Annotated in this window: 23 protein-coding genes and 2 tRNA genes; 13 read left to right on the forward strand and 12 right to left on the reverse strand. The window is 58.9% G+C overall.

Annotated features, from left to right (window positions below; genetic code table 11):
• Nucleotides 1-497 precede the first annotated feature (497 nt).
• The 3 genes from VGL38_10240 to VGL38_10250 all read left to right on the forward strand — a co-directional run bounded on the left by VGL38_10240 (nt 498) and on the right by VGL38_10250 (nt 4,714).
• Nucleotides 498-1,244 (forward strand): UDP-2,3-diacylglucosamine diphosphatase, encoded by a 747-nt coding sequence (locus VGL38_10240; protein ID HEY3295809.1) that lies wholly within the window; start codon nt 498-500, stop codon nt 1,242-1,244.
• 131 nt (nt 1,245-1,375) lie between these two features.
• A complete protein-coding gene (locus tag VGL38_10245; GenBank protein HEY3295810.1) occupies nt 1,376-3,499 on the forward strand; it encodes a PBP1A family penicillin-binding protein in 2,124 nt (707 codons plus the stop codon).
• Between the two features lie 51 nt (nt 3,500-3,550).
• Nucleotides 3,551-4,714 carry a hypothetical protein gene (locus VGL38_10250; GenBank protein ID HEY3295811.1) on the forward strand — a complete coding sequence of 388 codons (1,164 nt, stop codon included), beginning with the start codon at nt 3,551-3,553 and terminating at the stop codon, nt 4,712-4,714.
• A gap of 454 nt (nt 4,715-5,168) precedes the next feature.
• Here the strand turns inward: VGL38_10250 and VGL38_10255 are convergent, their stop codons facing one another.
• Nucleotides 5,169-6,407, reverse strand: a complete 1,239-nt coding sequence (locus VGL38_10255) for an LptF/LptG family permease (GenBank protein ID HEY3295812.1) — start codon at nt 6,405-6,407, stop codon at nt 5,169-5,171.
• A gap of 79 nt (nt 6,408-6,486) precedes the next feature.
• On the opposite strand from VGL38_10255, the gene VGL38_10260 reads away from it, so the two are divergent.
• The 10 genes from VGL38_10260 (at nt 6,487) to lptG (ending at nt 12,923) form a co-directional block, all read left to right on the forward strand.
• Nucleotides 6,487-6,569: transfer RNA gene (locus tag VGL38_10260), tRNA-Ser, on the forward strand.
• A 71-nt stretch (nt 6,570-6,640) separates the two neighbouring features.
• Complete coding sequence (locus VGL38_10265; GenBank protein HEY3295813.1) at nt 6,641-7,087, forward strand: DUF1801 domain-containing protein; 447 nt, start codon at nt 6,641-6,643, stop codon at nt 7,085-7,087.
• Between the two features lie 110 nt (nt 7,088-7,197).
• A complete protein-coding gene (locus VGL38_10270) occupies nt 7,198-7,515 on the forward strand; it encodes an Hsp20/alpha crystallin family protein (GenBank protein ID HEY3295814.1) in 318 nt (105 codons plus the stop codon).
• An 80-nt stretch (nt 7,516-7,595) separates the two neighbouring features.
• A tRNA-Ser gene (locus tag VGL38_10275) sits at nt 7,596-7,685 on the forward strand.
• Between the two features lie 38 nt (nt 7,686-7,723).
• Complete coding sequence (locus VGL38_10280) at nt 7,724-8,197, forward strand: VOC family protein (GenBank protein HEY3295815.1); 474 nt, start codon at nt 7,724-7,726, stop codon at nt 8,195-8,197.
• Between the two features lie 187 nt (nt 8,198-8,384).
• Nucleotides 8,385-9,272: a metal ABC transporter substrate-binding protein gene (locus VGL38_10285; GenBank protein HEY3295816.1), complete on the forward strand. Its 888-nt coding sequence runs from the start codon at nt 8,385-8,387 to the stop codon at nt 9,270-9,272.
• A gap of 9 nt (nt 9,273-9,281) precedes the next feature.
• Complete coding sequence (locus tag VGL38_10290) at nt 9,282-9,983, forward strand: PEGA domain-containing protein (GenBank protein HEY3295817.1); 702 nt, start codon at nt 9,282-9,284, stop codon at nt 9,981-9,983.
• Nucleotides 9,980-10,360 carry a DUF3566 domain-containing protein gene (locus VGL38_10295; GenBank protein ID HEY3295818.1) on the forward strand — a complete coding sequence of 127 codons (381 nt, stop codon included), beginning with the start codon at nt 9,980-9,982 and terminating at the stop codon, nt 10,358-10,360. The genes VGL38_10290 and VGL38_10295 overlap by 4 nt, the downstream gene beginning before the upstream one ends.
• Nucleotides 10,353-11,780: a glutamate--tRNA ligase gene (gene gltX / locus VGL38_10300; GenBank protein ID HEY3295819.1), complete on the forward strand. Its 1,428-nt coding sequence runs from the start codon at nt 10,353-10,355 to the stop codon at nt 11,778-11,780. Before VGL38_10295 ends, gltX begins: the two co-directional genes overlap by 8 nt.
• A gap of 66 nt (nt 11,781-11,846) precedes the next feature.
• The gene (gene lptG / locus VGL38_10305; GenBank protein ID HEY3295820.1) at nt 11,847-12,923 is read left to right on the forward strand and encodes an LPS export ABC transporter permease LptG; all 1,077 of its coding nucleotides are present in this window, start codon (nt 11,847-11,849) and stop codon (nt 12,921-12,923) included.
• A gap of 93 nt (nt 12,924-13,016) precedes the next feature.
• Here lptG and VGL38_10310 read toward each other — a convergent pair whose 3' ends face one another.
• From VGL38_10310 to VGL38_10360, 11 genes are all read right to left on the reverse strand, one after another.
• On the reverse strand, nt 13,017-14,273 hold the full coding sequence (locus tag VGL38_10310) for a DUF5723 family protein (protein ID HEY3295821.1): 1,257 nt from the start codon (nt 14,271-14,273) through the stop codon (nt 13,017-13,019).
• Entirely contained in the window at nt 14,273-15,802 is a 1,530-nt protein-coding gene (locus tag VGL38_10315; protein HEY3295822.1) for a hypothetical protein, read from the reverse strand. Before VGL38_10315 ends, VGL38_10310 begins: the two co-directional genes overlap by 1 nt.
• A gap of 9 nt (nt 15,803-15,811) precedes the next feature.
• Entirely contained in the window at nt 15,812-17,149 is a 1,338-nt protein-coding gene (gene ahcY, locus VGL38_10320; protein ID HEY3295823.1) for an adenosylhomocysteinase, read from the reverse strand.
• Nucleotides 17,146-18,273, reverse strand: a complete 1,128-nt coding sequence (metK, locus tag VGL38_10325; GenBank protein HEY3295824.1) for a methionine adenosyltransferase — start codon at nt 18,271-18,273, stop codon at nt 17,146-17,148. Before metK ends, ahcY begins: the two co-directional genes overlap by 4 nt.
• A gap of 302 nt (nt 18,274-18,575) precedes the next feature.
• Complete coding sequence (locus VGL38_10330) at nt 18,576-19,577, reverse strand: sugar phosphate nucleotidyltransferase (protein HEY3295825.1); 1,002 nt, start codon at nt 19,575-19,577, stop codon at nt 18,576-18,578.
• 77 nt (nt 19,578-19,654) lie between these two features.
• A complete protein-coding gene (locus VGL38_10335) occupies nt 19,655-20,725 on the reverse strand; it encodes an SIS domain-containing protein (GenBank protein ID HEY3295826.1) in 1,071 nt (356 codons plus the stop codon).
• Between the two features lie 458 nt (nt 20,726-21,183).
• Nucleotides 21,184-22,986 carry a phosphoenolpyruvate--protein phosphotransferase gene (ptsP, locus tag VGL38_10340; protein ID HEY3295827.1) on the reverse strand — a complete coding sequence of 601 codons (1,803 nt, stop codon included), beginning with the start codon at nt 22,984-22,986 and terminating at the stop codon, nt 21,184-21,186.
• A complete protein-coding gene (locus VGL38_10345) occupies nt 22,976-23,242 on the reverse strand; it encodes an HPr family phosphocarrier protein (protein HEY3295828.1) in 267 nt (88 codons plus the stop codon). Before VGL38_10345 ends, ptsP begins: the two co-directional genes overlap by 11 nt.
• Nucleotides 23,243-23,304: 62 nt before the next feature.
• Nucleotides 23,305-24,054: a PTS system mannose/fructose/sorbose family transporter subunit IID gene (locus VGL38_10350; GenBank protein ID HEY3295829.1), complete on the reverse strand. Its 750-nt coding sequence runs from the start codon at nt 24,052-24,054 to the stop codon at nt 23,305-23,307.
• Complete coding sequence (locus tag VGL38_10355; protein ID HEY3295830.1) at nt 24,045-24,764, reverse strand: PTS sugar transporter subunit IIC; 720 nt, start codon at nt 24,762-24,764, stop codon at nt 24,045-24,047. Before VGL38_10355 ends, VGL38_10350 begins: the two co-directional genes overlap by 10 nt.
• Nucleotides 24,764-25,852 carry a polyprenyl synthetase family protein gene (locus VGL38_10360; protein HEY3295831.1) on the reverse strand — a complete coding sequence of 363 codons (1,089 nt, stop codon included), beginning with the start codon at nt 25,850-25,852 and terminating at the stop codon, nt 24,764-24,766. The genes VGL38_10355 and VGL38_10360 overlap by 1 nt, the downstream gene beginning before the upstream one ends.
• Between the last annotated feature and the right edge of the window lie 29 nt (nt 25,853-25,881).

Genomic DNA, 25,881 nt, shown 5'->3' on the forward strand with positions numbered 1-25,881 from the left:
AAGTTGTATATGCCTAAAGAAATCAAGTAATACTCGTGGAGCCAGAGCAGGAAAGATCGACAGGAATGCTATGAACCCTCATGATAGAGGAGTTAGAAGTCAAAAGCAATGGGGAAAGGCACATCATTATGCACCATTTGCGCTCGAAACAAATTTTCAAGTGCAGAGTTTTCTGCCACGCCTCTCTTGGTGTCATTATCAGAGGTTCCGTCCCATGCAGCGTTCATGTGAGTCATTCGGCACAATCAGCGTTTTTTGGTTTGACTGGTCGCCTGAATGCGGCGAAAGTCGAGGGATATGTTCACCAAAAATTGATCATATGTATAGAACTTATGGACTTCCACAATCGATCAACTAAAGGTAACTTATAGGGTTGTCTATGCTGACCGGATGTCAGAATCACCGAGCGGTCTTCAAATGCGACGAATTGCGCGTGCGATGGGGAAGGCAAGTTGATTTACCCCTTGAAACTTAGTATATTTGATAACATGGCCCCTATGCCGTCCTTGACCGCGCTCGCAGCCCCGGTCTACTTCCTGTCCGATGCACATCTCGGCGCGATTCTTATCCCGGATGTCCACCAACAAGAACTGAAACTAAACCACCTGCTGGACCGAGTGTCCGATAACGGGCGGAGCCTTGTGCTGGTCGGAGATCTGTTCGACTTCTGGTATGAATGGCGGCACGTGATTCCCAAGTCGCCGTTCCGCGTGCTTGCCCGGCTGCGGCAACTTGCCGATCACGGTGTAGCGATCCATTACCTGGCCGGCAATCACGATTTCCGGTTGCGGGGATTTCTGGAGAGCGACGTGGGAATGCGGATTCATCAGGACACTCTGTCCGCGGAAATCGGCGGGCAGCCCGTGTACATTTTCCACGGTGACGGTGTGCTGGAGCGGGATCATGGGTACCGCTTCGTGAAGAAAGTCCTGCGCAACCGCGCCGCCCAACGCGTGTTCTCCTGTATTCATCCGGATCTGGCCATGCGTCTGGCACACGGCACCAGTGTGACCAGCCGCGCCGTCATCAAGTCCAATCCGAATGACGACGCCGAATACCTGAGTTATGCCCGGAAGAGGTTTGCCGAGGGCTACCGTGGGGTCGTGATGGGGCACACCCATCGCCCGGTGGAACATAAGGAAGACGGCTGCACGTACGTCAACCTCGGCGACTGGATTATCCACTATACCTTCGGTTTGCACGACGGCACATCGCTCGGCCTGCAACGGCTTGCAGAGACCTGAGAGCCTTTCGTCTGATCATCGTCTTTTGCCGCGCGCCCGGCGTCCGGTAAAGTCACTTCATAAACATTTCGCATTTGAGCGTTCCAAAGTCTCCGACTTCCAAAGAACCCCGCCCACGCGGGAAGCGCACGGTGCTGTGGCTGGTGTTGATTGCCGCCGCGGTGATCCTGACCGGCGGGACCGGTTTCTACCTGTATCTGCGCAGCGGCATGCCGTCGGTGGAGCAGCTCGAGAATTTCGAGCCGCAACTCTCGACCAAAATTGTCGACCGCAACGGCGATCTCCTCAAGGAGATCTATACGCAGCGGCGGAGTTACGTCCCCCTTTCCGAAACCACGCTCTGGGTGACCAAGGCATTTCTGGCGATTGAGGACCACAAGTTCTACGAACACTGGGGGCTGCGGCCCATGGCACTGGTGAAGGCCGTGCTCGAGAGTGTGGTTCGCTTCGATTTCCATTTCCGCGGCGCATCGACCATTACCCAGCAGCTTGCCCGCAACCTTTATTATACCTCCCAGCGGAATATCGTTCGTAAACTGCGCGAGGCGCTCACCGCCATCGAGATCGAGCGCTACTACTCGAAGGACGAAATCCTCGAGATGTATCTCACGCAGACCTATTTCGGGGCCGGAGCCTACGGTATTGCCGCTGCGGCCAGTACGTACTTCTCCAAATCTCCCGCCGACCTGACTCCCGAAGAAGCGGCGCTGATGGCCGCCATTCCCAAGTCTCCCACACGCTATAATCCGCTGGCCAATCCGGAGAACGCCCTCACGCGCCGCAACGCGGTGCTGATGCGTATGCGCGAAGTCGGTTATCTCAATGATGCCGCCTATAATGAAGCGCGCAAGAAGCCGCTGGGCTTGAGGCCATCCACCATTGACGGCAGCCTGGGCATTGCCCCCTATTTTACGGAGACGATCCGCCAGCAGCTCAACTCCATTGGCCGTACGTACAATTTCGATCCCTATAAGGATGGCGTCACGGTGCACACCACGCTGGATGCCACCTTGCAGGCCTGCGCCGAGGATGCCATCGGCTCATCGCTGCCGGAATTGCAGAAGCGCGTAAACACCACTTTCCGCGAAACGGAACTGTCCTGGATCCTGCAGAAGGTCTATCCTAATGCCTCGGTAAAAGAGCGGCGGAGGCTCAGCACGGAGAGCCGCACTGTAGACTCTCTGGCCAACATCTACATGCCGGTGCAGGTGGCGTTCATTGCGCTGGATCCGTCCACGGGCGGAATTCTGGCGATGGTGGGCGGACGCGACTTTCTGGAATCCAAATTCAACCGCGCGGTGCAGGCTGTAAGGCAGCCGGGCTCCTGTTTCAAACCGTTTGTCTATGCAACGGTGCTGGACCAGGGCATTCCGATTACGACGCGCGTTTCCAATGAGCATATCAGCTTGCCCGGAGGCGGTGGGAAGACCTGGTCGCCGCAGAACTATGACGGCGACTACGGCGGGACGGTGGATCTGCGTGAAGGTCTGTACAAGTCGCTGAATGTTGTCGCCGTGCGGCTGATTCACGATTACACCTCGGCCAAAAATGTGGCCGCCATGGCCCACAAACTGGGGATCACGACGCAACTGGATCCGTACGACGCCCTTGCGCTGGGTTCGTCGGGAGTGATCCCGCTGGATCTGGCGTCGGCCTTTGCGGTGTTCCAATCGGGCGGTGTGTGGTCCAAGCCGATGTATATGACCGAAATTAATGATCAGTTCGGTCAGCCGATTGTCAACTACCGCCCCGAGCATAAGGCGGTGCTTTCCGAACAGACGGCTTTTCTGGTGCAGTCGCTACTGCGGTCGGTGGTGGACCGCGGCACGGCGGCGGGACTCCGGGGGCAGTACGGATTCCGCCAGCCGGCGGCGGGCAAAACCGGCACCACCAACGATTACACCGATGCCTGGTTTGTGGGCTTTACTCCGCACCTTCTGGCCGGCGTGTGGGTAGGGCTGGACGATCCTTCCAAATCTCTGGGCCGGGGCATGCAGGGCGCGCGCGCCGCGCTGCCGATCTGGGCCAAGTTTATTGTGGAAGCCTACAAGGAATTAGAATATCCCGCCGACGATTTTGATGTGCCGAAGGGCGTGACGTCCGCCTCGGTCTGTGATGACACCGACATGCTGGCCACGCCCAATTGTCCGCGGGTGCACACCGAATATTTCAACAGCAAATTTCCGCTCCCCGACCCGTGCACGCTGCACGGCGGAACGAAGAGCGCGAAAAAACAGAGGCCGAGCCTCTTCTAACCTGAGGAACCTGTTATGTCTACCTTGTGCCGTCGCCGTAATCGCGGAAGTGTGGCACTCGTTGTCAGTATTATCGTCGTCGTGCTGGTGGTGGTGGTACTGGTCTTCCATTTTGTCTCCCGCCGTCAGCCCGCCGAGGTCAAGAATTTCCAGGAATTGGTGATGCACGTTGACAAGCTCAACACGCAGATCTCCGATCGCGAAGGCAAGATCATGGATCTGGTGCGCAAGTACAACGCGAGTCATCCCAATGCGGCCTTCGATACCACCGGCATCGCGGCGATGGGACTCTCCCCGGAGCAGGCCGAAATTCTCTCCAAGCGCGTCTCGCAGGAGAAAGACGTCTCCTATCGCGGACTGCTGCAGGAAGTGATCAGCCTCAACGGCGAAGTCGACAAGTTGAACCAGCAAATGGACGAGCTGCGCTCGCAGCTTCCCAAACCCTATGCCGTGCAGCAGGGAGACAGCCATTTCAAGGTCTGTCTGGAATGGTTGACCAGCGAGAAGGGCGTGCCCGAGGATGAAGCGGTGAAGCTCATCGAACAGTCCGCGTTGACGCAGGAACTGCTCCCCGGGTTCGAGGTCTGGAACTATTACGAGGCTCCGAAGGCGGAAGGAGACAAGCCGATCTTTGGAACGTTTGTGACGCAGGGCACCGCGAAGCTCTCACCCAATGCCCTGGCTCGTTCGACCAAGCGCCGGATTGATTCGGAACGCCAGAACCTGATTCAGGCCCGCAATCAGAAGGAAGAAGAGGTCAAGGATCTGGAGACCCGCCGCGCCGAACTGACGGACCAGATCAAGGGTCTCGAGGAAGAGCGCAAGAACATGATGAACCAGATGGGCGAAATGGCGCAGAAGAACGAATCTCTTGCCCGTCAGCTCGCCTCGGTTTTTTATGTGGTGGGAACGTTCAAGGATCTCAGCAAGCAGGGGATCATCAAAAAACCGACGCTGGGCAAGTGGCAGTCCTCGGACATGGACAAGATCCAGAACCCGAGCGTGCTGGACACGCGTGCCGATACGCGTATCACGTTTACCGCGGCATCGGTAGGATTGGGCCGCATCAATCAGGTGTTGCTCTTCCCGCGCTCCTATGACGAAGGTCAGGATTTCAAGATCACGGTCAGTGAAGACAAGCAGACGGTGACGATTGATCTTTTGAAGCGTGAGAAGTTCCAGCTTTCCAAGCTGGCCGTGGCTGTAGATGGCTGAGACGAGATGCTGAAAGCACATGCGTTCAGCGAAATACTACTCAATGAGTCTCATTGTGTCTGTTTCGCTGAACTGCATGGCGGATTTTTAGCATTTAAGCGATCTGGGGAACTTTGAGCCAGTTGCGTCGTATCAGGCATAACACAGAAGTGTTATTTGACAGTAAGGCTATGCTAATTCTGGAGACCTGCCGTGACAAATTCCTCACAGATGCTTCCTGAAAATCCTGATGGCACGGACGCTCTGCAAGACGGCTGGGTGACGCCTTCGAAGACGCCTCGCAAATCGGCCGCACAGACCTCGCCCCACACGCCGGATCCTAAAACAGATTCCGACACCTGGGATAAGGTTCAAGACGGCTGGGACAAACATAAATAGCCCCGCACACATTTCCCGACAATTCAAAGGCCGCGATTGCTCGCGGCCTTTTTATGTCTATAAATGAAGTGATGGCCTATGTCGATTTGCGTTTCGACAGGATGATGCGGATCCAGTCTCTGGGAGTAGAGAGTTCTCCTCTGCGCTCACGCCATAACAGCACCAGCGCAAGGCCCATGAACAGAATGTTGGGCGCCCACATGGCAATCCATGGTGCGACGCGGCCGCGGTCGGCGATGTCCTCGCCGCCGATCAGGAAGACCCAATACACCAGGAAGAAGACGATGGAGTACCCCGCCGAAACTCCGATGCCCGACTTCTTCACCCACTGACCGAGCACCGATCCTAAGATGGCAAAGACGATACACGCCGCGGGGATGGAGAATTTCTTATTGACCTCGACCTTGAGGTTGTTCAGTTCCCGCCGGTTGGTCTTCAGTGAATCAGTCTTTTCGATCTGCTTGATGCGGCTTAAAAGCTGCACGGTATTCAGCTCCCGCTCGCCCCGCCAGTCCGACTCCGTACGCCGTAACGACATTTCGGGAGAATAGATCCGGAACACGGCCCGGGAAAAATTCGTAATCTGAAAATCGGAGGGTTTTGCGCGGGTGGCGCGGTCTATCTCCCCGTCCCGCAGCAAAAACTCAAAACTCTCGGTGTTCTCGTTGTAGCGCAGCACGCCGTTCTTGGCGGTGATGGTGCTGCTGTACTCGGGATCATTCTCCTGATAGACCACTACGTCCTTGACCTCGGAGGTGGTCTGGTTGACGTCCCGCGCAATCATCACATAGCCCGGAATATCGGAAAGAAAGACTCCCGGCTCGAGGACCATGGTGGGCTTCTTGCGTCGAATGTCGGCCTGAAGCTGCCGGGCGCGGTGGTTCATCTGGGGCAGCGCCTGATCATTGAACAGGGCCACCGACAGGGCAATCAGAACGCCCATGAACAGCGCCGGGCCGATCAGCCGCAGAGGCCCGGACCCGGAGGACTTGAGGGCAACAATCTCGCCGTCGGAGGACAGCCTCGCGTAACTGGACAGCGTTCCCACCAGCACCGACATGGGCACAGCAAGCGCGACCATCCACGCCAGATTCAGGAAAAAGAACTCGGCAACGGTGGACAACGGCAGCCCCTTGCCCGCAATTCTTCCCAGCATCTGGAACAATAAGTTCAAGACAAACAAGAAGATAATCAGACTGAGGCTGAAGATAAACGGGGGGATAAATTCCCGAATGATGTAACGCCAGAACGTCATACGGTAGGCTAACGCGCGATGGTGGAGGCGGTCTCCCAGGGGAACGGGTCTTGAAGCCAAAGATACGCCAAATTTTCTTGATTTTCACCTTGGAATGGCCTATATTTGTAGGCTTTTGAAAAGCTGGGCCATTTTGAGGGGAGGACTAGTCCTAATGGTAAGGCGGCGGTCTTGAAAACCGCTGGGCGAAAGCCCTTGGGGGTTCGAGTCCCTCGTCCTCCGCAAAGGAAACTAAGAAAGCACGAAAATCCGAAATCCGCAGCGTAAAGGCAGACAAAACGGAAGACGGAGGGATGATGAAGTCGGCCGCGACCACGGTGAAAGACTATCTGGCCGAATTGCCGGTGGAGCGCCGCGAGGCGATTGCAGCGGTGCGGAAGGTGATTCTGGCGAACCTCCCGGAAGGATACAAGGAGGTGATGGGCTGGGGGATGATCTGCTATGTGGTGCCGCTGTCCACCTATCCGGACACGTACAACGGGCAACCGCTGGCGATCGCGTCGCTAGGGTCGCAGAAAAATTACATGTCGCTGTACCTGTTGGGGGTGTATGGGCACAGGCCGACAGAGGAGTGGTTCCGCAAGGAATGGGCGGCGGCCGGCCTGAAACTGGACATGGGAAAATCCTGTGTGCATTTCAAGAAGTTGGAGGATCTGTCGCTGGATGTGGTCGGCAGGGTGATCGCGCGCATCCCGGTCGACCGGTTTATTGCCGCTTACGAGCAGGGGCGGAAAAAATAATCAATATTTTATTTTGCGATGGCCGGCCTTATGGCGCCGGGTGCGCGTCGCGCACACATGGAACGTTACCTCGAAGGTAGATAGTAAAGCCGTTATGAAGGGAGCTTGTCATGGCAGTGCTCGTTCTGGTCGACGTACCGGGTGTCAAGAAGCAGGACTATGAGAACCTGCGCAAGGAAGTCCGCTGGGAAGATAATCCGCCCAAAGGCGCGATGATTCATGTCGCCGGGGTTGATGAGTCCGGCGTGATGCATGTATCCGATGTCTGGACATCGGAGGAAGACTTCAATAACTTCGTGACAACACGGCTGATGCCGGGATTTCGTAAGTTCAATCTTCCGCAGCCGGTAGCCAAGATCTATCAGGTTCACAATGCCAATGTGTTCGACCTGATTGATCAATTGAAACCGGCGCCAATGACACGGTAGATCGGAATGTGAATTCAGAAGCCAGAATGTCGGCGCAGGATTCCTTTGGCTTTTTGGATTTTTGATGTTTTGGCTTTTGAGGAGAGGTGGCCGAGCGGCTTAAGGCGGCGGTTTGCTAAACCGTTGTAGGGTGTAAAGCCTTACCGGGGGTTCGAATCCCCCCCTCTCCGCAAATAGTTTTCCCTATTTTAGAATTATTGGTGCTCTTATGCAGAAGATTACAACCTTCTTATGGTTCGATAATCAAGCGGAAGAGGCGGCGAAACTTTATGTATCGCTGTTCAAAAATTCGAAGATCCTGAACATCACGCGGCACGAGGGCGCGGGACCCGATGGCACTGAGACGGTGGCCGTCGTTGATTTCCAGTTGGACGGGCAACTGTTCATGGCAATGAATGCCAAGGGGCCGTTCAAATTCACCGAAGCCATTTCCTTCATGGTAAACTGCGAGACGCAGGAGGAAGTGGACAGACTGTGGGAGAAGCTTACAGAAGGCGGTGAGGAATCCATGTGCGGCTGGCTCAAGGATCGATTCGGATTATCCTGGCAGATTACTCCGATAATCCTGAATAAGATGATGGCCGATCCAAATCGGAAGAAAGCAAACGCCGTGATGCAGGCGATGCTCGGGATGCAGAAGATCGACATTGCGGCGCTGAAACGGGCCTACGATCAGGGGTGATTCCGCCACGGTCATCCGCGGCAGGGCGGCAAAGGCGCTGAGCTAAAGGGTGACCGGAATTCATCAGCCTGCGGTTTCCCTGTTCCCCCATGGCGTATCCTATGTGACGCGCGTGCTACGCCTCCGGAGCACGCGTTTTTGTTGCAGGAAGCGGACGAAAGAAGAACGAAAGCTGAACGAGTTCGCAGTGCGCATTCTCACAATCATTACCTTACTCATCCTGGCCGTTGGTTCGCTGTCCTTTGCGGCGGAGCCGCTGAAAATTGTGGCTTCCACAACGGATCTGGCGGCGGTGGCGCGGGAGGTGGGCGGTGCGCGAGTGACCGTCGAAGCTCTCTGCCGGGGAGACCAGGATCCGCACGATTTTGAGATCCTGCCCTCGCAAGTGATGCAGGTGCAGCAGGCCGACATCTATCTGAAAGTCGGACTGGCCCTCGATCCCTGGGCGGACAAGCTGATTCAGAGCGCGGGGAATACGAGGCTGCGGGTGGTGGATTGTTCCCACGGCATCGATGTGATCGGCAAGGCCGAACATCATTCCGAAAACAGCCCGCATCCGCTGGGCAATCCGCACTACTGGCTCGGCCCGTCCAATCTGATTACCGTGGCCGAGACCATCCGCGACGCCTTTAAGGATGCCGACTCTTCTTATCAGGATGTCTACGGCCAGCGTGGCTACACCTTCCGCAATAAGATGGAATCGGCGATCTCCCGCTGGAAAACCACGCTTGCGCCGTGCAGCGGAATGGGCCTTGTATCATCCCATCCGAGCTGGGACTATTTCGCGCGGGATTTTGGCCTGGAGATTGTCGGCACGGTGAGCCGTGTTCCCGATGCCGAACCGTCTCCGGTTGAACTGGCCACGCTGGAGCAGACGATTCGCACTCGAAGCCGCGTCGTGTTTTTGCGCGAACCGTTTACGTCCGACCGCTTTCCCAATGTGCTGGCGCGGGACACGGGCATTTCCGTGCTTACCGTGCCGTCGTCTGTTGGCGCACTGCCGCAGGTCACCGACCTGTGGTCGCAATTTGATTACCTGACCACGCAGTTAGCTTTGCACTGTCAGAAACCGTAGTGAGTTCTTGTGGCCGCTACCCGTAATACGTCGCAGCAAGCTGTTGCCCCTGAGATGAAGTCCCCCAGCGACAAACTCGAAAATCCCCGCCGCCGCCGTCAGGTGGTGCTCGGGCTCGTGCTTTCCGGATTGGCGCTGGTGATGGCACTCCTGTGGGGCATCTGGGCGGTGCTGCACAATGAGACCGGCGTATTGATTGTGACCTCGCATCCGCCCGGGGCGGAAGTGATTTTGAATCGCCGTCCCACCGACCTGCTGACCAGCGCCTTTCTGTCGGATCTTCCCGCGGATTCCTTCCTCGTGAGTCTGCGTCTGGACGGACACCGGCCTGTTCCGCCGGCGCAGGGCGTGCGGATTGCGCCCAACGAGACGACGCGCGTGACCTTTATCATGGCTCCTATCGAGCGCGGTGACCGCCGTCCGCTCCCACCGGTCAGTGGACGCAGCACCAACTGGCAATGGCGCAGTGTGCGCGTGCGGTCGGATCCCGACAGCGCGGCCATTATTGTCGACGACAAAGAGCTGGGGATTCGCACGCCGTTAACGCTGCTGCTCGATCCGGGCGTGCATCACGTGCAGGCTCGCTGGCCGGACGGAGCGCGGGATTTCAAAAATGTGACGATTGATCCGTCGCAGTCCCCGCCGCAGATCACCATGAAACCGGCCACCTACGAAAGCTATCCGCGGCCGAAGAAGGGGATTCTGCGATGAAACGGGAGATCCTGCGAGTCGAACCCGCGAGCGCGGTCCGTATTGGGTTTGTCGTCGGGCTGTTCACCGGCTTTGTGGCGGGCCTGGTGGAAGCGGTGCTGCTGAAGGCCATGTCCGGCACGCCGGGCGGCTCGCTGCTGCCCCCGGAGGCGGCTCCACTGGCCAATTCCAGCGCGGGCACGCTGTTTCTGCTGGCCATCGTCATGGGCCTGCTGTTCTCTTTGATTTTTGCATTTCTTGGCGCGCTGCTGGCGTTTGCCTATAACATGGCCGCGCGATCCTTCGGCGGTATTGAATTTCACATGAGTGGTGATGACCGGCCTCCGGCTCGCGAAGCGGAAGCTGTAGAATCGCCTGAGGATGAAGACGATGTCTGATGTTCGCGTTCGCTATGCTCCCAGTCCCACCGGCTATCTGCACGTCGGCGGTCTGCGTACGGCACTCTACAATTACCTGTTCGCCCGGCAGCATGGCGGCACGTTTGTGCTGCGCATCGAAGACACCGATCAGACCCGCAAGGTGGAAGGCGCCGTCGAGAATTTGCTCGAAGTGCTGGAGTGGCTCGGCCTGGAGTTCGATGAAGGGCCGTCGCGCGGCGGAGAGTATGGACCGTACGTGCAATCGGAGCGTCTGGAGATGTACCGCGAGCATGTGCGAATTCTCGCCGGGACCGGACATGCCTATCCCTGTTTCTGCAGCAGCGCGGAACTGGATGCGATGCGCTTGGATCAGCAGGCGCGGGGCCGCGTGCCCATGTATGACCGCCGTTGCCGCAGGATGGATCCTGCCGCTGCCAAAGCGCGGATCGACGCCGGAGAGCCGCATGTCTGGCGCATGGCCGTGCCCGAGCGGCGCGTACTGATGATCAGCGACGTGATCCGCGGCGATGTACGCTTCGACACCGACACGGTGGATGATCAGGTGCTGCTCAAATCGGATGGCTTTCCGACGTATCATCTGGCGAACGTGGTAGACGACCATTTCATGAAGATCAGCCACGTGATTCGCGGCGAGGAATGGCTGCCGTCCACCCCCAAGCATGTGCTGCTCTATGAATTTTTCGGCTGGACCGCGCCGGTGTTTGCCCATCTGCCGCTGCTGCTCAATGCCGACCGCAGCAAGATGTCCAAGCGGTCGGGCGACGTGGCCGTGGAAGAGTACCGCAAGAAGGGCATTCTGCCGCAGGCGCTGATTAATTTTGTCGCGCTGCTGGGATGGCACCCGCAGGATGACCGCGAAGTCTTCACCGTACCCGAGTTGATTCACGAATTTTCTCTCGAGCGCGTCAACAAGGCCGGCGCAATCTTCGACATGGCCAAGCTCGAGTGGATGAACGGTGAGCACCTGCGAATGCTCTCCGACGAGGCTGCGCTGGATTACCTGCTGCAGTTCACCAATGGCAGCGTGTCGCGCGACGTGCTTCGCCAGGTGTGGCCGATGATGAAGACGCGGATCCGCCTGCCCAAAGATCTGTTCGGCGACAATCTCTATTTCTTTGCCGATCCGGTGGAGTACGACCCGGCGGGTGTGGCCAAGCACTTTGCCAATCCTGAGATCATGCAGGTGCTGGATGCCTACCGCGACGAACTGGGCCGCGTCGAGCCCTTCGATGCCGCGACGCTGGAAGCCCATCTACGCGCGCTGGCCGAGCGTCACACGCTCTCGGCGGGCAAGCTCATTCATCCCACGCGTCTTGCGCTGACCGGCAAGACCGTCAGCCCGGGCCTGTTCGAGATGATGGAAATGCTGGGACGCGACACCGTGGTGAGACGACTTGCCAAGGCGCTGCGTCGCTGACCTCCATTCCGTCCGATCCGGTATTCTCCTTATCATTTATCCCTTATCCCTTAGCCTTCTATTTGAATGAAGCAGCTTGACCGATACATTCTCCGGCGGTTTTTCGAGTACTTCTTTTTCGCGCTGCTCGCCAGCGTGATTATTTTTGTTACCGTAGACAGCACGGAGAATCTGGACAAGTTTATCGATGCGAAGGTGAAGTACTACGAAATTGCGTATTACTATTACCTGTATCTGCCCTATATCACGTATCTGACTCTGCCGGTCTCCGTATTGCTGGCCACGCTGTTCAGCATCGGCGGACTGGTCTACCGCAATGAGCTGACCGCCATGCAGTCGGCGGGCTACAGCCTGTGGCGGGTGCTGGGTCTGTTTTTGCTGGTGGCTGTGCCGCTCAGCGGGGGGATGCTGGCCTTTGGGGAGAGTGTGGTGCCGGCGGCCAATCACGAACGCAACGACATGTACCGTGTGCGCGTGAAGAAGCAGCAGAGTTCGGCGTCGACACGGCAGGGCAAGCTGTTCATTCAGGTCAGCCCCAGCGAGTACCTGAAGATGGAAGGCTACGATCCGCAGACGCAGACGGGTGATCATGTCACCATGCACCAGTTCGAAAACGACCGTGTGCTGCGCCGGATCAATGCGGACCGCATCCACTACAACGGCAAATCGTGGGTGCTGTACAACGTGTTCACGCACGATTTTGGCGGTCAGGCTCTGGCCGTTGCCCATAAGGATTCCCTAGTGCGGGCCGATCTGCACATCACGCCGATGGACCTGTCGCAGGTGACTATCGAGCCTGAAGAGATGAACTACAAAGATCTGAAGGCGATGGTCGGGCGGCTGGAAATCAGCGGTGTGAAGGCAGGGAAGTGGGTGGTGGATCTGGCCTTCAAGCTGTCGCAGCCCTTTGCTACGGTGATCATCGTGTTGTTCGGCGTGCCTTTCGCGGCGTTCCGGCGGCGGGGCGGGCTGGTGCTGGGATTCGGACTTTCGCTGCTGGTGTGTTTTGTCTATTTCGGTTTCATGCAGATCGGCAAGATCCTCGGCTACAACGGCACGATTCATCCGCTGATGGCGGCATGGGCGGGAAATATCGCCTTTGGCCTCCTCGGCTTAGGGCTGATCTGGAGAGTGCCGAAGTAGAAAAGGCAAAAAGCGAAAATCCGTCTGATGCATATATGAGAACAGGCGAACCTTGCGGTTCGCCTGTCCTGTTTTTCGGAATAGCGAGATTGCTTAGAAGAGCAGTCTCTGCGAGAAAGCGAAGCCAACGCCGCGGGCGCCGTTGAAGGCGCCACCGGCCCAGGAGCCGCCGAGGTCGAGAAGGTAGTGTTTGAAGTGGAAGCCGGTGCCGGCTCCGAAGCGCGAGCCCCAGAGACCGCCGACACTGATACCACCCTGCACCACCCACCATCTTACCGGGAAGTACTGACCGGCCACGCCCACTTCCAGGCCGCTGCGGCCCTGAACGGTGGTGGAGGTGCGGACAGCGATGTCACCGAGCAGATTGGCCTTGGGGCTAAGCTTGTACCGTCCGTTGGCCTGCAACACGACGGGCAACTGGGTTTCCACCGTGCCGCCGCCATAGGTCGTGTCCACTTTGTGGAACGTGCTGTCCATGTTCACCTTGCTGCCAAGCTGAATGCCGGAGCTGTCAACGAAACCGGACACGAACTTGTTTTCTTTCACATCCCACGTGATGCGGGCGCCGATCTGCTGGGCGGAAAGGCCGACTTCCCACTTGTCATTCAGCACGGCCATGGCGCCGAGATCGAAGCCCACGCCGTCGCCACGGGTGGACGTCACGGAGTGGAACACGCCGCCGCCTACGAGCGAGGCGGTGGTATCGGTCATGTTGACCTTGAAACTTCCGGAGACCTGTTCGGACTTGGCCAGTGCCACGCCCTGATAGAAATGGAAGCCCGCGCCGAAGTACAGATCGGGAATCTTTTCCTGATCGAAGCGGTAGGCGAAACCTGCGCCGTAATCTACCACGGCCTGGCCCGTTCCTTCCAGCGTTCCGAAGTTGTACATGCGGTTGACGTCATTGCCGGTGAGGGCCAGCACCGCCAGATCCTTCGGCAGATTCATCGTGCCGGCGGACTGCATGGCAATGCGCGCGCCGAAATGCTTGAAGCCGAACCCGAGCACCGGGAGGGCCATCTGCATATCGCCGCGAATTCCCGAACCGGGAATCTGATCGAGAATGCTGCGGATTTCCGAGGCTTTGTAGTTGTGGTCACCGGCGAAGTGCTTGTTCCAGTAACCGACGCTGAACGAGTTGTTGGCGATGCCGAGGCCCAGCGAGGGGAGTTCCCACGTGGCGGTATAGCCGCGGTCGGGACCAAGAATCGCCGGATTGAAATTCAGCGCATCGCTCTTGTCGAACAGATCATGCACGCCTGCGCGGCTGACCGATTGCGGATCCAGAGCCTGACCGAAAGCGGCCAGAGCCACGACGAGGATGGCGACCAATAGAAGTAGAGTTCTCATTAGTCGTTCCCCTTCGTGCTGACGTTGCGCTTGAGGTCGGCGATAATCTGGACCTTTACGTAATCGCTGGCGTTGGCGACGCGTGTCGCGCCATCCGAACTGGTCAACGCGAGGTCAGTACGCGTGTAGAGTTCGCCGGCTTTCAACAGTGTGATCGTCGTGCTGTCCAGCATCAAGGTATCCACCGTCATGACTTCCGAAATGGCGTTGCCATTGGCGTCAAGCTGCGGAATGGGAATGATCATATCGATGACCGTGTCCACGTTCGCGTGGGACGTCGACAGCACATTGTTGCGGATGGAATCGGCCACCAGATAGACGCGGCCACCCACCGGCAGATGATTCCAGACGCGGATAATCGCCATCGCGCCTTCCTGTTCGATGTCCTTTGCGCCGTCGATCTTCACGGTATCAATCTGGTCGTCGCCCGTCGCATGCATCGTGCTCAGCGTGAAACTCAGCGGCGAGCGCATCTCGATGTTCAGATTGATCGTGTCACTGCCGGAGACCTGAAGGACATCGCCGTTCATGGTCATCGTGGCGGTGGCCGATACGGTTTCCGGGTAGATCTGGATCATGTCGGCCAGACCGGTAACCACAAAGGTGGTATCGCCCGCCAGCGGCACGTTGCTGCGGACAATCGTGTGATTCACGCCGTTGCCGGTAGGCGGTTGCGCGTGCATCAGTACATTCAGGTCCGTGGTCGCATGGTAAAACGTGGGGTTGCCCTTCATATGAATGTAGGCGTCCACGGTCGTGGGGTGTACGGCGTTCCAGCCCTGCGGCAGTTGCTCGACATCGGTAGTTGAAGACACCGTCGGCAGATGCAGATTGTTGATTCTGCCGGAGAAGGAGATAAAGTGCATGGCACTGAGCCGGGCGCCGATCTCCAGAGCGTCGTTCAACGGCGCGCTGACGCTGATCGTAATCGTCCCTGCGTCCGGCTTCATGTGATAGTTGTGCAGACTGATCACCGTGTCGCGTTGCACGGTGGTCACGGTGTTCACCGTCACGTGCAGGGTATCGCCGGAGTTGCTCGTCAGGTTACGGATGGTGACACGCACCGGGCCGCCGCTGGCGCCCGACGTGCTGCGCAGCGACAGGGTCAAGGTGCCGTCATTGACGACCGCATCGGTGACCGTGTGCTGAGTCGGCAGAGTGGCAACGGCTGACGCTGAGGAGAGCCCGGCCGGCTTCGGGAAGGGGGTGACCGTCAGGCCTTGCACGGTCAGCGAATCATGCAGCGGTACATTGACCTTGGTGAATGCCGAAAAATAGAGCTGGCCGGTGCTGTCCTGACCGATGCCCGATCCACTATCCTGCAAGGCCGAATCCGACATGACCAGTTCAGTCAGTCCATAGGTGCGAACACCCAGAGGTACGACGAGATGAGTGTCCCAACTCAAATCTCCGGGAGCTTGGGGGAGCGAGCATCCGCCCGCTGCCAGCCCAAGAAATACGCAGAAGCAAAAGACGTGAATAAACCGCCTCGTGCGTGGGACCTTCAGCTTCTTAACCGTCTCTTTCATTAGAATCCTTTAGGTTCCGATTGTCCAGGAAGAGAGATAAGCCTTTTGTTCGGCAGTCAGCTTATCGATCTTGCAGCCCATTGTGGCCAATTTCATGGTAGCGATATAGTCTTCGATCTTCGTAGGCACGCTGTGCACCGCTACCGTCAGTTTTTTGGCGTTTTTCACAGCATACTCGGAGGTCAGGGCCTGGGTGGCAAAGCTCATGTCCATGACCGAAGCGGGATGTCCGTGCGCCGCGCCGAGATTCACCAGGCGACCTTCAGCAATCACCATGATGCGGTTTCCCGACGGCAGCGTGTAACGATCTACGAACGGTACGACATTCTTTTCAACCTTCTTCGCAATCTTGCCGAGTCCTTCCAGATCCAGCTCGACGTCGAAGTGGCCGCTGTTGCAAACCAGCGCCTGATCCTTCATCTTGGAAAAATGCTCCGGACGGATGACGTGAATGTCACCGGTGACCGTGCAGAAGATGTCTCCGATGAGAGCGGCCTGCGCCATGGGCATCACGCGGAAGCCGTCCATCTTCGCCTCAAGAGCGCGAACCGGATTGACTTCGGTGACGATGACGTCGGCGCCGTGGCCCTTGGCCCGCATCGAGAAACCCTTGCCGCACATGCCGTAACCGGCCACCACCACCGTGCGTCCGGCAATGAGGACGTCCGTCGCGCGGATGATGCCGTCCAGCGTGGATTGGCCCGTTCCGTAGCGATTGTCAAAAAGGTGCTTGGTTTCGGCGTCGTTGACGGCAAAAACCGGCAACATCAGCTCGCCCTGCTTTTCCAGCGCGCGCAGGCGAACCACGCCGGTCGTTGTTTCCTCAAGGGATGCCACAATCCCTTTAGCAAACTCTTTATGGGTCGTGTGCAAACCGTGTACCAGATCGGCGCCGTCATCCATCGTGATCGACGGCAGGAAACGCATCGCGGCGTCGAGGTGGGCATAATAGGTGTCGCGATCTTCACCCTTGATGGCGTACACGCGGATGCCGTAATCTTGCACCAGCGAGGCCGCCACATCATCTTGCGTGGAGAGCGGGTTGGATGCCACAAGCACCAGTTCCGCACCGCCGGCCTTCAGAGTCCGCGCCAAATTGGCGGTCTCGGCGGTGACGTGCAGACAGGCAGCCATGCGCATGCCCTTCAGCGGCTTTTCCTTTTCGAAACGCGCGCGGATTTCGGCCAGCACAGGCATATCGTGGTCAGCCCACATAATACGGCTCTTGCCCTGCGGAGCCAGACCGAGGTCGCGGACGTGGTACGTCTGCCCGGTGGGGATGGGGGACTTGCCGTTGGACTTGTTGCTTACAGCAGTCTTCTTCGATGCGGTTTTGGTCACGCTCATGCCAGATCTCCCGCGCGGTTGGTTTTTTCCCAGGTGAAGCCGTCGCCGCTGCGCCCGAAATGGCCATAGCTGGCCGTATCCCGGTAGATAGGACGGCGCAAATCGAGGTCGCGAATAATACCCTTGGGGGTCAGATCGAACTTCTTGCGCACCAGCGCCACCAGTTCCTGACTCTCCCGTTTGCCGGTGCCGTGAGTGTCCACCATCACCGAAACCGGTTCGGCCACGCCAATGGCGTAGGCGAGCTGAATGGTGCACTTCTCCGCCAGACCCGCGGCGACGATGTTCTTCGCCACCCAGCGGGCGGCATAGGCGCCGCTGCGATCCACCTTCGTGGGATCCTTGCCGGAAAACGCGCCGCCGCCGTGAGGCACCCAGCCGCCGTAGGTATCCACGATAATCTTGCGGCCGGTCAGGCCGGCATCGCCCTGCGGACCGCCGATTACGAACCGCCCCGTGGGATTGACGTAAATCTGGCAGTCGTCCTTAATCATCTCGCGCGGGATCGTCTTGAAGATGACTTCGCGCTTGATCTCTTCGGTGATTTCCTTGTGCGTAATGCGCTCGTCGTGCTGGCAGGACACCACGATGGTTTCCACCGCAACCGGCTTGCCATTCTCATAGCGCACGGACACCTGGGACTTGCCGTCGGGCCGCAGCCAGCTCAGGGCGCCGGACTTGCGCACGTCGGAAAGGCGGCGGGTGAGCCGGTGCGCCAGTACGATGGGCAGCGGCATCATCTCTTCGGTTTCCGTGGACGCATAGCCGAACATCATACCCTGATCGCCCGCGCCGTCCCGGTCCACGCCCATGGCGATATCCGGACTCTGGCGGTCGATGGTGGTAACGACGGCGCACGTGTCGCAGTCGAACCCGTAGGCGGCATCGGTGTAGCCGATGCTCTTGATGACGCCGCGCACCAGCGCCGGGACGTCGACGTAGGTGGTGGTGGTGATTTCGCCGCCGACCATGGCCAAACCGGTAGTGACAAACGTCTCGCAGGCGACGCGACCTGTCGGATCGTCCTTGAGCACAGCATCGAGCATCGCATCCGAGATCTGGTCGGCGATCTTGTCGGGATGGCCTTCCGTCACGGATTCACTCGAAAAAACAAAACTGCTCATAGTCCTCTTTCATGGGCGAATTGCGGAAGGCTGCGCTCTCTTCGCCCGCTCAGAGCGCAGTCCGTTATTGTATGGTGATTCAGTAAAAAATTCCAATTTCCCTTTTTCCCAAAGGGGAAGGGCCAAAGACCGTACCCTTCGCGGCAGCCGTAACCTTCGCGGCGGCAGGGCTCTTGGGTATTGCCCTGCCCCGCTTGGCCATATGTTTGAAGATTTGAAGAGCCGGGCACCATCCTGCCTTAGCCGGGCATGCAAAATCCCAAGACGCATGCCGCGGCGAAGCGTAGGACGGCATCTGCGCCTTACTCTCCCGCCAAATCCGGGCCGGATTCAATTTCGCTGGAATCGCCGAGGTTGTAGCGTTGAAAATAGCCGGTAATGGTGGAATTGTTGCCGACGAGCGATCCCGAGACCAGCGCGCTTTCGACGTGCGCGCCTTCTCCTAAGATGCTGTCCCGCACCATGGCGTCGCGCACAACCGCGCCGTGGCCGATGGTGGCATACGGGCCGATGATGGCGTTATCGAGGACGGCGGAGGGGTGAATGTAGACCGGCGGGACAATCAGCGCGCCCGGGTGCTCGCCCGAAGCGCCGTTGTGCTCTCGATCCAGCAGGTGGCGGTTGGTCGCCAGCAGCGTCTCCGGCTTGCCGCAGTCGAACCACTCGCTGACCGGGAAGGTGGAAACCTGCTCGCCCTGTTCGATCATCAACTGCAACGCGTCCGTAAGCTGGTACTCCCCGCGAGTGGTAAGCTGGCGTTCGAACAGCGTGTTGATACTCTGTCGCAGCAGCGGAGCGTTGCGAATCAGGTAGATACCGACCAGCACCAGATTGGATTTCGGATACTCGGGCTTTTCCACGAGGCGCTCCACGCGGCCTTCGGGAGTGAGTTCCACCACGCCGAAACGGCGCGCGTCCAGCACGGTCTTGACGCCGAGACTGGTCGTTTTTTCGTTGGCAATCATCCCCTTCAGATCGGTCTCGAAGATCGTGTCGCCGAGGATGACCAGCACTTCTTCGTCCTGCTCGTCGAGTCCGAGGGAGACGGCGTCAGCCAGACCGCGCGGCTCCGCCTGCACGGCAAATTCGGCGGGCAACGCATGATTCTGCCGCACGTAGGTCTCAATCAGGTCGCCCATCTGCCCGACGACCAGGCTGACCTTCGTCACACCGGAATCGGCCAGTGTGTCGAGAATATGGCCGAGAATCGGCTTTCCGGCGACGTTCAACAGGACTTTCGGCTTGGTGAAGGTATGGGGCCGAAGACGTGAACCGAGTCCGGCGACTGGGATGATTGCTTTCACGGGGTGGTGGTGTTACTCGGAAGAAGAGGGATAATCCGGTGCCGATGACGCCAACGCAGGTAAAATCCTGGTGCGATTCAGGCGACCGGCTGGTAATTCTTGAGCTTGGTGATGATAGGAATGTCCATAGGGTCCTGCGCCCGCAGGACGGCAAGGTAAACCGTGGCCGCATCCAGCAGCAGCAACATGCGCAAACCGGTTTCCAGACGCGACATTTCCCGCCCCCATAGTTCGGCGGGATCCAGTGTGAGGTGCGAAATGCGGTAGGAATCCAGCAGGCTCTTCATGCCCAGCCGGGGGTCGGTGAAGGTTTTCCCGAAGTACCATTCGCCGAGGAAGATCACCAGCGGCGGCGGGAGCACCTGGCCGAGGAATTCAAAGGCTTCAACTTCATTGTGCGCCATCTCCGGCAGGGGAGATGCGTGTGACCAGACCTTGCTGTTTTCGGAGAGCTGCGCGCGGAAACGGAACGCCTGCGCGGGCATGCCCAGCCCGTCTACGGTGTAGATGACCGGAACCTTGTCGATCAATTTGGCTGCCAGCGCCAGAGCGGGATTACTTTCCAGACTCAGTACCCGGTACTCTTCGGCAACACGGCTCAACGTCTCGCAGATGGCACGGCATTTCGGTGCCACCTGAAACCCATAGAGCGCGTCGAAGATTGCGATCATGGCGCCCAAACCGAAGCCCACGGCCGCGCGCGGAGGGTAACCGCCGGGCAGCTTTAGATGGGCTACGCCGGCTTTCTGCGACAGTTCCTGCAAGCGTCCGCCGCTGCTCATCGTAAACCAGATCCGGGACGGCGGCGTCGCTTCAAAGGCATGCACGCTCTCCACGGTATTTCCCGAGTAGCTGCTCACCAGCCGCATGTCCGCAGACTCGCGCGGGTAACGCTGCACGGCAATCCGCAGGGGAAGAACCGGCGGCTCCAGACCGAACCCTTGCAGCAGGTCTGCCGCCACTGCGCTGCCACCCAGCCCGAACCAGTCAAGGGCCTCAGGCTTGCACAGCCTATGGGCGCGCACAAAATCCCGCCCCAGATCCAGTCCGGCGAGAATCTGTTGCGGAAGTTCAAGTGTCTTGCCCAGCATGCCGCTCTTGTCAAGCGTGGCCAGGCGGTCTTCCGAGAGATTTATTTTGAGAGCCATCGAATCTCCATTTCGAAAAGTTGATGGTTCGACAGAAAGCACGCGAGCCGCATTTCTGATTCCTCCCCGCACCGCGGCCTGCATCATGGTCTTTCTCCTTCCCCTACTTTAGTGGGGGAAGGCTGGGATGGGGGTGCATGCCCGGCCACAGCAGGATGATGCTTGGCTCTTCTGCTCCCCCTTTCCCTATTTCATGGGGAAAGTCCTTAGACCTCGACGAAGGCGGGGGGGCCGGGGGGATGGGGGTCTGCAGGCAATCACTAGGCGCCACGCTCCGTCGTGCCGGATTCCCGGTGCGTGCTGCCCTCCAGGCTGACGGTCCGCCAAAGGCGAGATCTCGGCTTCGCCGGACCAGAGGCCGCCGCTAGGGATACGTCTTGGGACCGCGCGGTCTTCCGCGCTGTCCCCCGGCGAAGCCGGCCCCGGGTGCAGGCGTCACGCCTGCGGCTTAGCCCTTGTCATGAGAACCAAATCGGCAAATCCGCCAATCGTGATTTCAGTTCGCCGGTCAGGTAACTGGTGACTTCGGCAGCCGTGGCGAATTTCAGCGCGCGGATGGCGATCTTTTTGCAGTCGGCATAGGACAGAGTGCGCACCACCTTCTTAATCTCCAGAATCGAAGTCGAGTTGGTGGAGATTTCGTCGATGTCCAGCCCCACCAGCAGCGGTGTGGCGACGGGATTCGCGCCCAGTTCGCCGCAGATCGCCACCGGCTTGCGATGGCGGTGCGCGCCCTTGACGGTGGTCTGAATCATCCGCAGCACCGCCGGATGGAAACTGCGGTAATAGCTGGCGACCATTTCATTCCCGCGGTCGGCGGCAACGGCATACTGAATCAAGTCGTTGGTGCCGATGGAAAAGAAATCACATTCTTCGGCCAGACGGTCGGCCATGGCTACGGCGGACGGCAGTTCCACCATAATGCCCACCTGAATGCGCGGATCGTGGGGGATGCGCTCGGCGGTGAGTTCAATCGCGGCTTCCCGCAGCACCGCTTTGGCTTCCCGCAACTCTTCCAGGCCGGAGATGAAGGGAAACATAATGCGCACGTTGCCGCGCTTGGACGCCCGCAGAATGGCGCGAAGCTGGGCGCGGAACAGATCGCGGCGCGAGAGCGACACGCGAATCGCACGGTAGCCGAGGAACGGATTCTTCTCCTGCCGCAGATTGATCGAACCGTGCAGCTTGTCCCCGCCCAGATCGAACGTGCGGATCACCACCGGGCGCGGCGCCATGATGTCGGCTACGCGGTCATAAGTATCCGCCTGCTCGGCTTCGGAGGGCACCGTGTCGCGCGTTAAAAACAGAAATTCGCTGCGGAACAATCCGATGCCTGTGCCACCGTGGTTCAGCACCGATTCGGCCTCGAACGGCAGTTCGATGTTGCCCCACAGATTTACATGGTGATCGTCCGTGGTCGTGGCCGGCTGATCTTTGAGATTCTGCAGCACCGACTGGAAGGACCAGTACCGTTCCTGCTTCGCCTGATACTCTTCAATGGTCTCGGAGGAGGGATGAATAATCACCTTGCCCGAGTTGCCGTTGAGAATAATCGGATCGCCGTTCTTCACGGTCAGCGACAAATTACCCAGCCCCACGACCGCGGGAATATCCAGCGAGCGCGCCAGAATCGCGGTGTGCGAGGTCAGCCCGCCGAGATCCGCCGCCAGTCCGTGAATATGCTCCCGGTCGATGTGCAGCGTGTCGGTTGGGGAGAGATCCGCGGCCACCAGAACCACCGGCGCATCAAAACTCTGCGGGATGATGTCTCCCTGTCCGGTCAGAAAACGCAGCAGGCGGTTGCTGACGTCGCGGATGTCGGCGGCGCGCTCACGGAACGTCTCGCCATGCTGCTTCTGCATCATGTCGATGTGATAGTTGAGCACGTCGCTGACGATATAATCGACCGAAAACTGTTCGAGCGCGACGCGCGACCGCACCTGCTCATGGAAAGAAATATCTTCGAGAATCAACAGATGGGCGTCGAAAATTTTGCTGACGGCGATTCCGGCGACCGCAAGCGCGCGGTCGCGGGAACGTTCGATCGCGGCACGCGTCTCTTCCAGGGCGCGCTCGAACTTCTCGAGTTCTTCCCTGACCTCGCCCGGCGCAATCTTGCGCGGCGTGACGGTGGGCAATTCCGGAATCAGCAAATGCACTCCACCGATGGAGATTCCCGGCGATGCGGGAATGCCGCGCAGAATTATTTCCTGCGCCGGAGCCAGAGGAGGAGCGCCGATCTCGGCCGTCTCATTCTTCATTAAACTTATTCTCGATTAAGATCATCAGTTCCGCTGCCAGCGCCTCTTCATCCTCGCCGATGCACTCCAGGGTAAGCTTGGTTCCCTGACCGGCGGCCAGCATCATCACTCCCATGATGCTCTTGGCGTTGACCCGCATGCGGTCGCGCACCAAAAACACATCGGACTTGTATTTCGAAGCAATCTTGGTAAACAGCGCGGCGGGCCGGATATGCAGACCCAACCGGTTTTGGAGGACGAATTCTTTCTGGATCACGGCATTCTGGGACTAAATCATAGGATTAATACATCGAGGTTCGTAGGAGGCGGAGGGACTGCTCAGTGCAGCGCCCGCACAAACTGCGGCAGCAGGAACACCGCCAGCAGCGCAAACAACACAGACCAGGTAATGAGCCACTGCCGGCGCGTGAGCAGCAGCACCACGCTGAACGCCAGCAGAAACTGGCCGCAGTAAAACATGGAGTCGGAAAGTGTGCGGTCGAAGGCCACGGCAAACAGCAATCCCGCCAGCACCGCGCCGGTTACGCCCAGCACTCTGCGGGCGCGGGCAATGGCCGAACGGTTCAGCACACTCAGCACATCGGTGCCCAGCCGGTAGCCTTCTTCCACGCCCCAAACCCGCAGATAGAACAGCGGCAGATTGTAGAGCAGCAGACTGCTTGCCGCTACCGCCATCCACACATGCAGCGTGGGGAAACACAACATCACCAGCACGGCCAGCGAAAACAGCAGCGGCTTCCAGCGGTCCCAGATCAGCGAATCGCCCACCATCCCGAGCGGTCCGCAGAGTTCCGTCTGCCACTCGGCAAAGGCTTGCGGGTCTTTTTCCAGATCGCCTTCTTCCAGCCGCCTGCGCAACGCTCCCACTGCAAACGCGGCGAGAACCGGATGCGCATTCAAATAGTCCGCGGAAACTTTTACCCGCTGGGGGCTCTGTCCGGTCTGCCGCAGCCACGGCCAGAGCGCAAACAGATAGCCGCCGCCCTGCATGGTGTGATAGTTGAGCAGCACCTGCAGGAACAGGGAGCGGACCGCCAGCCGCCGGGCTTCACCGCGCGCTAAAGCCATAGCCAGCTCACTCCCAAGCCGATCACCGCCGACACCGCAAACCAGCCAAAGGTGCGGCGATGCACAAACCGCGCGGCAATCACCGCCACGCCTGCGCCGAGCAGCCCCGGCCACAGTCCGGAAAGCAGCCGGTCGGTCTCCGCAATCAGCCCTGCGCTCACACCGAAGGTCGAGAACTTTCCGAGATACAGCGCCATTACCCACTTGCCGCCGAGAAACGCGGCCAGTGTCAGCAGAAAACCCGCCAGCAGGTGAAGGCCGATCGCGCCGAGAAACAACAGGGAGAACCGTGCGCGCCGTCCGGCCTGCGCGGCCAGCACCACGTAATCCGAATAGCGAATCAGAACCGTGCGCACCAGCGGCGTCACTTGCGCGCCGAGCTGAGATACCAGAAGTCCCACCACCGCCGCAATGGTCAGCGTGATCCACGCCGGATTTCCTTCCGGAGTGGGAGGAACGCGGCAGGCTAACGCGGTGGCAATCAGCGCGCCCACATTGCCTTCGGGAATTTTCGCCGCGCCGATGGGCAGGCTGCCCAGCCAGATCAGTTGAAAGGCGACGCCAAAGAACAGGCCTACTTCGGGCCGGCCCACCAGCAAACCCCATAGCGGGCAGGCGATCAGCGGCTGGGAGATCATGAACTGGGCAACGGCGGTGGTGTCCAAATAGACAAACGCGCCTGCCAGTGCAACCCAGACCGCCTCGAGCATCAGAACTCCCGTTCGATCATAAGACGCGCCCAGTCTTCCAGAAGATCACGGTAGAAGGATGGAGGAACATCCGTCAGGTAGGTCAGCGCCTTGTCCACTCTCTGCCGCGCAAGTTCCGCCGTGTGGGACAGGCTGCCCAAATCGTGAAACAAGGTCTTGACGTCCGCCACCTGCTCCGCGCTGGCGTGGGCATTGCCCAGCGTCTCCAGCAGCAGTTTCTTCTGTGCCGGCGATGCCTTGGTGAAGGCATGCTGCACGATCAATGTGCGCTTGCCTTCGCGTATGTCGCTGCCCACGGGTTTGCCGAGCATTTTTTCATTGCCGACAATCCCCAGAATATCGTCCTGCAACTGAAAGGCGGTGCCGCAGGCGCTGCAAAACCGTCCCAGCGCCAAAGGCAGCGGATGTTTCAGATCGGGAATATTCAACCCAATCGCCGCACCCGCCTCGCCGCAAAATTCATACAGTGCGCCGGTCTTCTTCCAGAGCATGTGCTCGATCTGCTGGGCGGTAAGCTGCTCGATGGGAATCCTCGAATACTGCACGTCCAGCATTTCGCCGTCCACAAGGGTGCAGAGCACGCGCGTGTCCAGCGTGTTGATCAGCATTAGCGTGACCATCGGATCGAGCCCGTACTTGGACGTCAGTTCGGTCATCAGACTGATGCCCCAGCCGTGCTGCACGTCGCCTGCCAGCACCGCCACGGAGACACCGTAGTGCCGCGCTTCGTCCTCGTCGTGGTCATAGAGCGCGCGGGTGGAAGGCTTGATGCGGAACCGCTCGTGCACGGTGGGAGCGCCACGGCGGATCGGGTCGCGGTCGATAATATCATCGTGAACAAGTGTCCACGTATGGAAAATTTCGGTAGCTGCCGCCGCGCACAGGGCTTTGCTCTCGTCGCCGCCTACCGCGCCTACGGAAAACAGCAATACGGCGGGTCTCAAACGCTTGCCGCCGGACTCAAAATAACAGGTCACAGCCTCCCGCATATCCTCGGGAGCGAAGCGGTTCAAATACTCCGGCTGTAGCACATAGTCCTGCACCCGGACCACCCGCGTCTCAATCTCTTCAAGAAGTGTCTGTATCAAAAGAATTTAGGTTAGTGAAATCCGACCCT

The organism is bacterium, assembly GCA_036504735.1.
Lineage (GTDB): Bacteria > Electryoneota > RPQS01 > RPQS01 > RPQS01 > DASXUQ01.